Raw genomic sequence first — 11,558 nt, 5'->3', positions numbered from 1 at the left:
GGATCGACGGTGAACGCTACTCTGGAGACTCCACGGACCACGAAGGAGACCACGATGCCGGGAGGCAGACTCACCCAGCAGGAACGCCAGCAGATCGCGCTGGGGCTGGCCGACAGCCTCCCCTACGCGGAGATCGCCAGGCGCCTCGACCGTCCGACCTCGACCGTCACCCGCGAAGTCATGCGCAACGGAGGCCCCACCGCCTATCGCGCCGACCTCGCCCACCGTGCCACCGAACACCGCGCCCACCGCCGCAGGAAGGCCGCGCCCCGGGACCCCGGCACCCCTCCGCAGGCCCACGGACGCGATGCCGAAGCCGTACGCGAGTACGAGGAGACGTTCACCACCGTCTTCATGCAGTCGGGGCTTCCCAAGATGACGGCCCGGGTGCTGGCCGGTCTCTACACCACCGACGCCGGCAGCCTCACCGCCTCCGAACTGGCCGGACGCCTCCAGGTCAGCCCGGCGTCCGTCTCGAAAGCTGTCACGTTCCTCGAAAGCCAGGGCCTCATCCGCCGGGAACGCGACGAACGACGCCGCGAACGCTATGTTGTCGACGACGACGTCATGTACCAGTCCACGATCGCCGGCGCCCGCGCCACCGCCCAGCTCGGTGAGGTCGCCCGACAGGGCGTCGGCGTCCTCGGCTCCGGCACCCCGGCCGCCGCCCGCCTGGAGAACATCGCCCGCTTCGTCGACTTCGTCTCCGAGAGCATCGCCCGCGCCGCCGACCAGGCCCGCGAGATCCTCCACACCAAACCCGAACGGAGCTCGGACAGCGACACCTGAGCCGGCGTCGGAACACGAGCGGGCGGCCTCGGCCGCATTGTTCAGTGTGGAATCACCCAGCGCGGCACCCAGGTCCCCGCAGCACCGTGGCCGGCTGTTGCGGCGGCCAGGTGCGCGCGGAGGGTGGCCAGCGCCGGGTGGGGGTTGTCGCGGTGCCAGAGGAGCGAGTGCGGGTAGACGGGCATCGGGTCGGTCACCGGGATGAGCCGCAGGCCGTGGCCGGCGGGCCAGATGAGACGGGTGTGCTTGCCCATGAAGGTGGCCAGGGCCGGGGTGTCGGCGATGGTGTCGAGAAGCGCGTCGGAGCCGAAGTTGGGGCCGGTCGCCTCGATAGTGAGGCCGAACTCGGCGACGAGGTCGTCGTAGTAGGCACCCCACTCGGTACCGGGGACGATGCCGGGCATCCAGATCCGGTGCCCGACGAGCTGCGCGACGGTCACCGACCGGGCGCCCGCCAGCGCGTGGGCGGAGCCGGTGAGGAGCTGGAGCGGCTCGTCGACCACCCGGACGGACGCGATGTCCTCGGGAAGGGGCCGGCCGGGCGCGACGACGGCGCGGAAGGACGCGTCGATCGCACCGGAGCGGATGGCGGAGACGGCCGTCTCGATGTCGAACAGCATCATCACGTCGAGGTCGATCTCGGGGTGTGCGCGGTGGAAGCCGCGCATCAGACCCGACTGCGCGCTGCGCGAGGCGATCACATCGACGCGCAGCGGACGGCGACCGGGGCTCACGGACGCGCCCGCACGCTCCGCGACGCGCAGCAGCTCGCGTGCGTGGGGCAGGAACGCCTGCCCGTCGATGGTGGGCTCGGAGCCGCGCCGCGGCGTGCGGGTGAACAGCCGCACGCCGAGATCGCGCTCCAGCGCGGCAATGCGCTTGGAGACAGCTTGCTGGGTGATCGACAGGTCGTCGGCGGCCTTCTGGAACTGGCCCGCTTCCGCGACGGCGACGAAGGTGCGTACAGCTTCGAGATCCATGCCAAGCCACTTTAGTTAACAACAGACAGTTGTGAAAAACAGGCAGGGCGGTTGTTTGACCTGCTGTTGCCCTGCCCGCTTAGCTCTCATCGGTCAACGCTGGTTTGTTCGGATGGAACGTCGAGGGGAGCGGACCGAGCATGGTGGACAGAACACGATTGGGTCGGCAGTTCGGCTGGCTGTGGGCGGCATACGCGGTGAGCGCGTACGGGTCCGGGCTGGGGTTCGGGGCATTGCCACTGATCGCGGTGCTGGTGTTGCATGCCGGCCCCGCCGAGGTGTCCGCGCTGTCTGCGGTGGGGCCCGCGATGGGCGCGCTGATCGCGGTGCCACTCGCGCCGTGGGTGGAGTTCCGGCGCAAGCGCCCGGTCATGATCACGATGGACCTGACCCGGTTCGCGGTCATGGCGACGATCCCGATCGCCTATGCCTTCGGCCTGCTCGGTTTCGTCCAGCTCCTCGTGATCTCGGTCGTGGTCGCCGCGGCCAAGATCGCGTTCAACGCGGCCAGTGGCGCCTACCTCAAGGCCCTCGTCCGGCCGGAGGACCTGCTCGTCGCCAACGCCCGTTTCGAGTCGACCAATTGGAGCTCCATCGCGGTCGGACCACCGCTGGGCGGGGCGGCGATCGGCCTGTTCGGGCCGGTCACCACCGTGGTGGCCGACGCACTCAGCTACCTGTTCTCCGCGCTCGGCATCACCGCGATCCGCGGCCGGGAGGAACCACCGCAACCGACCGGCAAGAGCCCGGTCCGGGCGGGCGCGGTGCTTGACGGCTGGCGACACATCATGGGCGATGCCGGACTACGGGCGCTCTACCTCAACCAGATGGTCGTCGCCGGCCTGATCATGGCCACCGAACCGCTGCTGGCCGTGCTCCTGCTCCGCCAGCTCGGATTCCCGCCCTGGCAGTACGGCCTCGCCTTCGCCGCCCCCTGCGTCGGCGGACTCATCGGCTCCCGGCTGGCCCGCCGTGTCGTGGCCCGGTACGGCCGGCAATGGGTCTTCCGGACCGTCGGCACCCTGCGTGCCGTCTGGCTGATCGGCCTGGCCTTCGTCCGTCCCGGGGTCGTCGGCCTCGTCACCGTGATAGCCGTCGAGCTGGCGATCATCATCAACATGAGCCTCTACACCCCCGTGCTCGCCACGTACCGGCTCGAACGCACGCCCAAGCATCTCGTCGCGCGCACCCTGACGGCCTGGTCGATCGGCCAGCAGGCGTCCATCGCCGTCTTCACCGCGCTCGGCGGGCTGCTCGCCGACGTCACCGGCCCACGCACCGCTCTCACGGTCGCGGGACTGCTCATCCTGGCCACCCCGCTCCTGCTTCCCCGACACGGCCAGACATCGCAGCACGAGCCGGAGCCGTCCCGCAGCCACTCATGACACCCCGCCGCTCGACTCACCGCCGAGGCCCGCAGGCCGCAGGCGGTCCGCCGGTGCGCGTCCGCGTCGACCCGGCACACCACCATCAAGGAGAACACTCCCGTGAACACTGCCCCCGCACTCGATCCCGAGCACACCGCCCTTCTCCTCATGGACTACCAGCCCGCGATCCTGGCCGCTCTGCCCGAAGGCGAGGACCGCGAAGCCCTGCTCGGTCGCGTGGAAGGGGCCGTCGCCGACGTTCGTGCCGAGGGCGGCACCATCGCCCACGTACGCCTCGGCTTCACCGAGGCCGACTGGGACGCGATCCCGGCCTCCAACAAGTCGTTCGCCCCGCTGGCCCAACACCGCGTCATGCACCACGAGGATCCTGCCGCAGCCATCGACGAGCGCCTTGCTCCCCAGGACGGCGACATCGTCGTGCGCAAGATCCGCTATGGGGCGATGTCCACCACCGACCTCGATCAGCAGCTGCGCGAGCGTGGCATCACCACTCTGGTCGTCTCCGGCGTCAGTACGAGCGGTGTCGTCCTGTCCACGGTCATCGACGCGGCCGACCGCGACTACCAGCTCTACGTCCTGTCCGACGGCGTCGCCGACCCGGACGCCGAAGTCCACAACGTCCTGCTCCATCGTGTTTTCCCCTCCCGGGCCCACATCATCGACACCGCCGAGCTGCGTACCTTGCTCCGGGCCTCGTAGCCCCCACGGCCTCCGCCCCTGTCGTGGCCACCGGCGCAAACTCGTTCGACGCTGAACGCCGGCTCGCGTAGGGTGCCCCAGTCATTGAGGCGGAAGGCGGTCGTGGGCGTGGCACCCAAGAAAGTGACGCGAGATCAACTGGCGGGTGCGGCACGGGCCGCGTTGGGCGGGGGGCGCCGGCTGGAGGCGGTCGAGCGCCTCTCCGGCGGCACGACGAAGGGCGTGTACCGGCTGACGATGGACGACGCCACGACGGCGATCGCCTATCTGTGGGAGGACTCCGAGAACTACTGGCCGGCCACCGAGCACGACGGCGACCTCGCCGACCCGTTCTCGCCCGGCATCGGGCTCGACCTGTTCGAGGCCGCGCACACGCGGCTGGAGGCGCTGGGCCTTCGGGTCCTTGAGATCCACCTGACCGACCGTGACCGCACCCACTGCCCGGCCGACCTCGCGATCGTCGAGGACGTGCCCGGCGAGAAACTGATGGACCTGCGCAACCGCGACCCGCGCGCCGCGGAGCCGGTCATGACGCGCCTCGTCGAGGGCCTGGCAATGATGCGCGGCCACCGGGCGCCGGCCTTCGGCAAGGTCGCCCTGATCGACGCGGGCGGCACATCGCGGTCGGCCTCGTGCGAGCAGGCAGCGCTCGTCTTCGCGCTGCGCTGCCTGGCCGAGGCGGCCGCGCGCGATCACAGGATCGCCGACGCCCGCGATCAGTTGGAGGAGCGGCTGCGTCAGCTGACCGCCGCGGTGCGGCCGCGCGCCGAGTACTCCGTCGTCCACGGCGAGCTGGGCCTGGACCATGTCATGGTCGACCGGGACGGCCATCCCGTCGTGATCGACATCGAGAACCTGCTGTACTTCGACGTCGAGTGGGAGCATGTGTTCCTACGCCTCCGCCATACCAACAGCCAGTACCGGCAGTTGACGGTGGACGGCCTCGACGCGGACCGCCTCGCGCTCTACAGGCTCACCCAGCACCTGTCGCTGACAGCCGGCCCACTGCGCCTGCTCGACGGTGATTTCCCCGACCGGGAGTTCATGCTGGGCGTCGCCGAGCACCACCTGAACGAGGCGCTGGCGCTGGTCGCGTCGGGTTGAAGATGCGACCTGCGGGTTCGTGCCGGTCAGCCGACCGGCGGGGTCGGGCCGCCGTGTCGGAGACCGGGTCGCCGGAGCGGAACTCGGCGCGAGTCGGCCGGTGCACGTGCGTGCCCGCGCGCTGAATGTTCGCGAGGCCCCGGGCATCACCGGGGCCGTGCCGCGCGTGCAGGACCAAGAGGTGCGGCACCCCAGGTGCCCGGCCGGCCTCACCGCGCCCGAGGGATGTCCGAAGCGGCGGTTACGATCCCGGGCATGCGTCTTGAAGATCAGTTGGACAGACTGGCTGAGCTGGGACTGCCGCTCGCGGTCGGCCGGACCGTCGACGAGCTGCTGTACTCGTGGCCGCGGGAGGCCTACGAGCGCAAGCCGTTCGACCTGGTGCTGTTCGCTCTGGGCTGCGCGGTCGAGGACGAGCCTTGGGAGCGATGGTTCTGCGACCGGGCGTGGCACTTCGACACCGAATGCGTCCGCGGCCGGGGTTCGTACGTGACGATCGCCCGGCAGCTGTGCCGAATCGCGGGCCTGCCGGACGCCCTGTCCGGCCTGCGGGACCACGTCGACCTCGGCTCGGAGGAGGCGTGGATCGAGTACACGGCCGATGGCAGACGGGTCGACTGGCCCATCGAAGTCAGGGACGACTGGGCCGACCTGATGGTGGTCGGCTACCTCATCGACGAGCTGGAACACGGGGACCGGCGCTTTCATGTCCGCCACAATGGCCAGGCCATGACGCTCTTCTTCCTCGACGCCGAAGCGGCCGCACGGCTCGATGAGCTGGCCGGTGGCCAGGCGGTCGCCCCCTTCCCGGGTTGACGGCGCGCCCGTGGCCCGGACGGGCGGCAGCGCCCCGGAAGCCGAGCCGGAACGGCACGCGATTCCGACTCGACATCGGTGGCACGCGCGCAGCGATCACATGGAGCCGAAGAAGCGGTCCCACCAGCCGGGCCGGCTGGAGCGAAGAAGGCTCGCTCCGTCGTAGTCGAAGGCCGGCGCTTCCTCATGCGCTGGATACGCGCTGGTCCGCGCCAGGTGGTCGGAGACCCCATCCGGTGACGCCGTTCCGCTTCGTGCTCGTGACCCGCGGTCACCGGATCACCGGAGTCGAGCCAGTCCCGCGAGGTGAACACCCAGGGATCGCCGCCCTCACCGGGGCCACCCGGGTACACGGCAGCACCGACACGACGGCGGCCGACCCCCACCCTTGGAGCGCTGTCCTTCCCAAGAACTCGACCAGGGGGCACCCCGTCAGGGCCGGTGCCCATCCGTTCCTGCTCGTCACCGCGGCTCCCTCGGTCCAGGACCGTCGGGCACAACAACGGACACAGCTCGGACCCGTACAGATTTCGATGGTCAGGCGTGAATGGCTTCATCATCTTCCATTCACGGGAGTGCGACTGCCAGCATCGGCGCACCGCCACCCGTGAGGGAGAAATCCAATGAATCGTCCCCGTTCTCTGCGCTGTCTGGCAGCCTTGGCCGTGGTGGCCCTCATGGCCACCGCCTGTGGGCGTTCCGGTCAGGGCGACGCCCCGTCCGGAGCCGAGTCCCGGGCCGCCTCCGGCCGGACCGCGGCCGAGCTGCTGCCGGATCAGTACCGGCAGAAGGGCGTGCTCCGGGTGGCCACCGCGGTCGGCTATCCGCCGATGGAGATGTACGAGTCCGGCACCACCCGGCTCACCGGCGTCGACCCCGATCTGGCCAAGGCCCTTGCCGAGCGGCTCGGGCTGAAGCTCGAACTCACCAATGCCGCCTTCGACGGACTGATCCCCGGGCTGGAGTCCGGACGGTTCGACCTGGTCATGTCGTCCATGACCGACAGTGCCCAGCGGCGCCAGGCGGTCGACTTCGTCGACTACTTCCGCACCGGCGGAGTCATCATGACGAAGCAGGGCAACCCGCAGGGCATCAAGTCGCTCGCGGACCTCTGCGGAAAGACCGTGGTCCTCGCCAAGGGCAGCTCCAACCTCCACATCGGCGAGGAACAGAACGCCAAGTGCCAGGAGAAGATGCGGATCTCGCAGAGCGAGGACGCACCGACCGGGCTGCTGCAACTGGACAGCGGACGCGCGGTCGCGACCATCGTCGACTATCCCGTCGCCAAGATGTTCACGAAGAAGAGCAGTGCGTACGAAGTCCTGCCGGAGCAGTACGGCACCGCCCCCTGGGGCATCGCGTCCGCGAAGAGCCAGGGCGGACTGCGTGACGCCGTCCGCAAGGCCCTGCAGGAACTCATCGACAACGGCGGCTACCGGAAGATCCTCGAAACCTGGGGAGTCGGCGACAGCGCCGTATCCGAGGCGACCGTCAACGACGGGCAGTGAGAACCGACATGAACCACCAGAAAATACCCGGCCCGGTTCCCGGAGGGGAGCCGGATGTCATCCTCGCCGACGAAGCGCCGCAGGAGGACGACCTCTCCCTCCAGGTGACCGGACGCCCTCGCCCCGGTCGCTGGCTCGCGGTCCTCGCCGCCACGCTGTTCGCGGTGTGGCTCGCCTACACCGTCATCGTCAACCCCAATCTTCACTGGGACATCGTCGCCAAGTACCAGTTCGACGGCGTGATCCTCGAAGGCCTCTGGGTGACCGTTCAGCTCACCCTCGTCTCGATGGTCCTCGGCATCGCGATCGGAATCGTCGTCGCGGTGATGCAGTTGTCCGACAGCCCGGTGCTGCGGCTCACCGCCGGTGCCTACACCTGGTTCTTCCGGGGCACCCCGCTGCTGGTCCAGCTCATCTTCTGGTTCAACCTGGCCCTGCTGTTCCCGGTGATCAGCATCGGAATCCCGTTCGACGGCCCCAAGCTCATCAGCTGGCAGTCCAACCAGGTGATCACCGGTTTCGTGGCCGCGCTCCTCGGTCTCTCCATCAACGAGGGCGCCTACACGGCCGAGATCGTGCGGGCCGGCATTCAGAGCGTGGATCCCGGCCAGCGCGAAGCAGGCGCCTCCATCGGGATGTCGAACCGTCAGATCCTGTCCCGGGTCATCCTTCCGCAGGCGATGCGCGTCATCATTCCGCCGTTCGGCAACCAGTTCATCTCCATGCTCAAGACGACCTCGCTGGTCTCGGTCATCGCCGGAGCCGATCTGATGACCGTGTCCCAGCACCTCTACCTCGCCAACTTCGAAGTGGTCGCGCTGCTCCTGGTGGCCTCGCTCTGGTACCTCGTGCTCACCACGATCGCCACCATCGGCCAGCACGCCGTCGAGCGCCGCTACAGCCCCGGAGCCGCTCCCGTGCTACGGAGCAGGGTCCTGGCCAATCTCCTGCCCGGACGCGCCAAGAAGGGAGCAGCGGCATGAACGACGTGATCCTCAGGGCCCGCGGGGTCCGTAAGAGGTTCGGTGACACCGAGGTGCTGAAGGGCATCGACCTCGACGTCCGCAGCGGTGAGGTGCTCTGTGTCATCGGCCCCTCCGGGTCCGGGAAATCCACACTGCTGCGCTGCTTCAACCACCTTGAGCGGATCGACGCGGGGCGGGTGTGGATGGACGGCGAGCTGGTCGGCTACGAACAGCACGGCCCGTCCGGCCGGGTGCTGCGCGAGCGACGCGCCCGGGACGTCCGGCGGCAACGCGAGCGGATCGGCATGGTGTTCCAGCGGTTCCACCTGTTCCCGCACCGCACAGCGGTGCAGAACGTGATGGAGGGTCCGGTCGCCGTCAAGGGCCGGCCCCGTGCGCAGGCAGAGAAGCAGGCACGCGAGCTGCTGGCCGAGGTCGGTCTCGCGGACCGGGCGGACCACTACCCGGAGCAGTTGTCCGGCGGGCAGCAGCAGCGCGTGGCGATCGCCCGTGCACTGGCCATGGAGCCTGCCCTCATGCTCTTCGACGAACCCACCTCCGCCCTCGATCCCGAACTCGTCGGCGAGGTGCTCGGCGTCATGCGCGATCTGGCCCGCAGCGGGATGACGATGGTCGTGGTCACCCACGAGATGGGCTTCGCCCGCGAGGTCGCCGATCGGGTCCTGTTCATGGACCGCGGCGCCGTCGTCGAGGCCGGGAGCCCGGATCTGCTGTTCACCGCCCCGCGGCACGACCGCACGCGGGCCTTCCTGTCGACGGTGCTGTGATGGGCCGCCCCCTCGACCTGCTGCTGCGCGGCGGCACGCTCGTGGACGGAACCGGCGCACCCGCCCGGGAGGCGGACATCGCGGTGGTGGACGGACGGATCGCCGTACTCCCCTCCGGCGCTCCCGCCTCGGCCGCCGAGACCCTGGATGTGACCGGGCGGGTCGTCGCCCCCGGCTTCATCGACGTGCACACGCACTCCGACGCCCTCGCGGCGCCCCACGGGGCCGGCGGTGCCACGGCGCCGATCGATGACCTCCGTCTCGCTCCGCTGCTCCAGGGCGTCACCACGGAGATCTCCGGCAACTGCGGGACCAGCCTGTTCCCCTCGCTCCCCCGGCGGCTGCCGGACCTCGCCGAGCATCTCAGGGTGACGTTCGGGCTCGGACCGGTGCGGCCCGCCGAGGACTTCGACGCGTTCGCCGCCGGGCAGGACCCCGCCCTGCGCCGCACCCATATCGCCTCGCTGGTCGGCCATGGCACACTGCGCGCCGGAGTGATGGGCTTCGAGGCCCGGCCGCCCCGGCCCGACGAGCTGGACACCATGTGCGCCCTGCTCGACCGGGCGCTGTCCCAGGGGGCTGCCGGTCTGTCCACCGGGCTGATCTACCCTCCCGGTACCTATGCCGACACCGAGGAGATCGTCGCGCTGGCCAGGGTCGCCGCCCGTCACGGCAAGCCCTACGTCACTCACTTGCGCGACGAGATGTCACAGGTGGAGTCCGCCCTGGAGGAGGCCCTGGATATCGCGGTGCGCTCCGGTGCCTCCTTGCAGATCTCCCACCACAAGACCGCGGGCCGGCGCGCCTGGGGCGCCACACTGCGTACCCTGCCCCGTCTGGAACGGGCCCGCGCCGAAGGCGTGGACGTGCTGTGCGACGTGTATCCGTACACGGCGGGAAGCACCGTCCTGCATGCCATGCTGCCCCCGTGGGCGAGCGAGGGCGGCGTCGGCGCCCTGCTGGAACGGCTGCGTCTGGCCGAGACGCGCGACCGGATCAGAACCGACATCGCTCGGGGCGTCGAAGGGTGGGAGAACACGGTGGGAAACGGCGGCTGGGACCTCATCTCGGTGGCCGCCGCACAGACGCACCCCGAGGCCGAGGGGCGCAGCATCGCCGACCTCGCGGCCGAGCGCGGCGTCGATCCCGTCGACCAGGCGTGCGATCTGCTGCTGGCCGAGCAGGGCGAAGTGACCATCATCAGTCATTCCATGCGGGAGGACGATGTCCGCCGGGTCATCGCCAGCCCGTTGTCGATGATCGGTTCGGACGGCGTTCCCAAACCAGGTCGCCCGCATCCGCGCTGGGCGGGGAGTTTCGCCCGGGTGCTCGGGCGATACAGCCGCGACGAGCAACTGCTGCCGCTGGAGAGCGCGGTGCACAAGATGACCGGACTGCCTGCCGGGCGCTTCGGACTCACCGGCCGCGGCACGGTCCGCGACGGCGCCCTCGCCGATCTGGTCGTGCTCGACCCTGCGTCGGTGCGCGACACCGCCGACTTCGACCGCCCCCTGCTGGCTCCCGAGGGCATCGATATCGTCGTGGTGTCGGGGCGGGTCGCGGCCAGAGATGGCTGCCCGACCTCGGCGCGGGCGGGAGAAGTGGTGAGAATCCGATGAGTCTGGCCCAAGTGGCCGCGGCGGCGCGGCGTTCGGCCGCGCTGCCGCTCACCCTGGCCGTCGCCGCCGTCGACATCGACGGCGGCGGCGCGGTGGGGGTGGACGAGCGCACCGTGCTGCCGGTGGCGTCCGCCTCGAAGCTGCTGCTGCTCGCCGAGGTCGCGCGCCGGCTGGACACCGGGGAGCTGCCCGCCGGCCACGTCGTGGAGGTGCTGGACGAGGACCTGGCGGAAGGGACCGGGCTGCTGCGCCGGCTGAGCGGGCGCGGCTGGACCGTCGAGGACCTGGCCTGGCTGACCGCCTCGGTGAGCGACAACACCGCGACCAACGCGCTGTTGCGTCTCGTGGGGCGCGAGTCCACGGCCCGGCTCGCGCGGGAGCTCGGGCTCGATCACCTCACGCTGCACGACAGGGTCCGCGACGTCCGTGGCCCGGACGTGCCGCCCGTCTTCGCCACCGGCACCGCACACGACCTGGCGCGGCTGGTCACACACGCGGTGCGCGGCACCATGAGCAGCCCGGCGTCCTCGGCCCGGCTGCTGCGCTGGATGCGTTCCAACACGGATCACGGTCTGGTGCCCGCGCTGGTCGACCACGACCCGTACGACCCGGGCTTTCCCGAGCCGCTGCGCGACGGGCTCCTGGTGGCCAACAAGACCGGCACCGACACCGGGGTCCGTGCCGACGCCGGTGTCATCATCGGCAGGCGCCGGCTGGCGTACGCGGTGGTGGCGCATTGGGACACGGCGCTGGGCCCGAGCACCGAGCGGGCCGCGGTGCACGCCATTCGGGACGTGGGCCGGACCCTCGCTGCCTGTTCCGGGCGCCCGGCCGACGCCTGAGAGGCCGCTCGGCCCGACGGCGGCAGAATCCGGTCGTCCCGCAAGATCTCTGGCACCACC

At 70.3% G+C, this 11,558-nt stretch carries 11 protein-coding genes; 10 read left to right on the top strand and 1 reads right to left on the bottom strand.

Going from position 1 to position 11,558, the window contains the following annotated elements; genetic code table 11:
• Positions 1 to 54 precede the first annotated feature (54 nt).
• Complete coding sequence (locus ACWCPY_RS23325) at positions 55 to 789, top strand: helix-turn-helix domain-containing protein (RefSeq protein WP_451267870.1); 735 nt, start codon at positions 55 to 57, stop codon at positions 787 to 789.
• A gap of 41 nt (positions 790 to 830) precedes the next feature.
• On the opposite strand, the gene ACWCPY_RS23320 is transcribed toward ACWCPY_RS23325, so the two are convergent.
• Entirely contained in the window at positions 831 to 1,769 is a 939-nt protein-coding gene (locus tag ACWCPY_RS23320) for a LysR family transcriptional regulator (protein ID WP_451267868.1), read from the bottom strand.
• Positions 1,770 to 1,909: 140 nt separating this feature from the next.
• On the opposite strand from ACWCPY_RS23320, the gene ACWCPY_RS23315 reads away from it, so the two are divergent.
• The 9 genes from ACWCPY_RS23315 to ACWCPY_RS23275 all read left to right on the top strand — a co-directional run bounded on the left by ACWCPY_RS23315 (position 1,910) and on the right by ACWCPY_RS23275 (position 11,498).
• A complete protein-coding gene (locus tag ACWCPY_RS23315) occupies positions 1,910 to 3,154 on the top strand; it encodes an MFS transporter (protein WP_451267866.1) in 1,245 nt (414 codons plus the stop codon).
• 102 nt (positions 3,155 to 3,256) lie between these two features.
• Positions 3,257 to 3,856 carry a cysteine hydrolase family protein gene (locus ACWCPY_RS23310; RefSeq protein WP_451267864.1) on the top strand — a complete coding sequence of 200 codons (600 nt, stop codon included), beginning with the start codon at positions 3,257 to 3,259 and terminating at the stop codon, positions 3,854 to 3,856.
• A gap of 123 nt (positions 3,857 to 3,979) precedes the next feature.
• The gene (locus ACWCPY_RS23305) at positions 3,980 to 4,960 is read left to right on the top strand and encodes a phosphotransferase family protein (RefSeq protein WP_451268015.1); all 981 of its coding nucleotides are present in this window, start codon (positions 3,980 to 3,982) and stop codon (positions 4,958 to 4,960) included.
• A 255-nt stretch (positions 4,961 to 5,215) separates the two neighbouring features.
• The gene (locus ACWCPY_RS23300) at positions 5,216 to 5,776 is read left to right on the top strand and encodes a hypothetical protein (protein WP_451267862.1); all 561 of its coding nucleotides are present in this window, start codon (positions 5,216 to 5,218) and stop codon (positions 5,774 to 5,776) included.
• A 623-nt stretch (positions 5,777 to 6,399) separates the two neighbouring features.
• Positions 6,400 to 7,284: an ABC transporter substrate-binding protein gene (locus ACWCPY_RS23295; protein WP_451267860.1), complete on the top strand. Its 885-nt coding sequence runs from the start codon at positions 6,400 to 6,402 to the stop codon at positions 7,282 to 7,284.
• Between the two features lie 8 nt (positions 7,285 to 7,292).
• Positions 7,293 to 8,267: an amino acid ABC transporter permease gene (locus tag ACWCPY_RS23290; RefSeq protein ID WP_451267858.1), complete on the top strand. Its 975-nt coding sequence runs from the start codon at positions 7,293 to 7,295 to the stop codon at positions 8,265 to 8,267.
• On the top strand, positions 8,264 to 9,037 hold the full coding sequence (locus ACWCPY_RS23285) for an amino acid ABC transporter ATP-binding protein (protein WP_451267856.1): 774 nt from the start codon (positions 8,264 to 8,266) through the stop codon (positions 9,035 to 9,037). Before ACWCPY_RS23290 ends, ACWCPY_RS23285 begins: the two co-directional genes overlap by 4 nt.
• On the top strand, positions 9,037 to 10,656 hold the full coding sequence (locus ACWCPY_RS23280; protein ID WP_451267854.1) for an N-acyl-D-amino-acid deacylase family protein: 1,620 nt from the start codon (positions 9,037 to 9,039) through the stop codon (positions 10,654 to 10,656). Before ACWCPY_RS23285 ends, ACWCPY_RS23280 begins: the two co-directional genes overlap by 1 nt.
• Positions 10,653 to 11,498: a serine hydrolase gene (locus ACWCPY_RS23275; RefSeq protein WP_451267852.1), complete on the top strand. Its 846-nt coding sequence runs from the start codon at positions 10,653 to 10,655 to the stop codon at positions 11,496 to 11,498. The genes ACWCPY_RS23280 and ACWCPY_RS23275 overlap by 4 nt, the downstream gene beginning before the upstream one ends.
• Positions 11,499 to 11,558 lie beyond the last annotated feature (60 nt).

The organism is Streptomyces sp. NPDC002403 (assembly GCF_053593015.1).
This window is presented reverse-complemented; position numbering and strand designations above follow the sequence as displayed.

Excerpts from the sequence above, each read along its gene's own strand:
- ACWCPY_RS23325 (WP_451267870.1), top strand. The coding sequence starts at position 55 with ATGCCGGGAGGCAGACTCACCCAGCAGGAACGCCAGCAGATCGCGCTG.
- ACWCPY_RS23320 (WP_451267868.1), bottom strand. The coding sequence starts at position 1,769 with ATGGATCTCGAAGCTGTACGCACCTTCGTCGCCGTCGCGGAAGCGGGC.
- ACWCPY_RS23315 (WP_451267866.1), top strand. The coding sequence starts at position 1,910 with ATGGTGGACAGAACACGATTGGGTCGGCAGTTCGGCTGGCTGTGGGCG.
- ACWCPY_RS23300 (WP_451267862.1), top strand. The coding sequence starts at position 5,216 with ATGCGTCTTGAAGATCAGTTGGACAGACTGGCTGAGCTGGGACTGCCG.
- ACWCPY_RS23295 (WP_451267860.1), top strand. The coding sequence starts at position 6,400 with ATGAATCGTCCCCGTTCTCTGCGCTGTCTGGCAGCCTTGGCCGTGGTG.
- ACWCPY_RS23290 (WP_451267858.1), top strand. The coding sequence starts at position 7,293 with ATGAACCACCAGAAAATACCCGGCCCGGTTCCCGGAGGGGAGCCGGAT.
- ACWCPY_RS23285 (WP_451267856.1), top strand. The coding sequence starts at position 8,264 with ATGAACGACGTGATCCTCAGGGCCCGCGGGGTCCGTAAGAGGTTCGGT.
- ACWCPY_RS23280 (WP_451267854.1), top strand. The coding sequence starts at position 9,037 with ATGGGCCGCCCCCTCGACCTGCTGCTGCGCGGCGGCACGCTCGTGGAC.
- ACWCPY_RS23275 (WP_451267852.1), top strand. The coding sequence starts at position 10,653 with ATGAGTCTGGCCCAAGTGGCCGCGGCGGCGCGGCGTTCGGCCGCGCTG.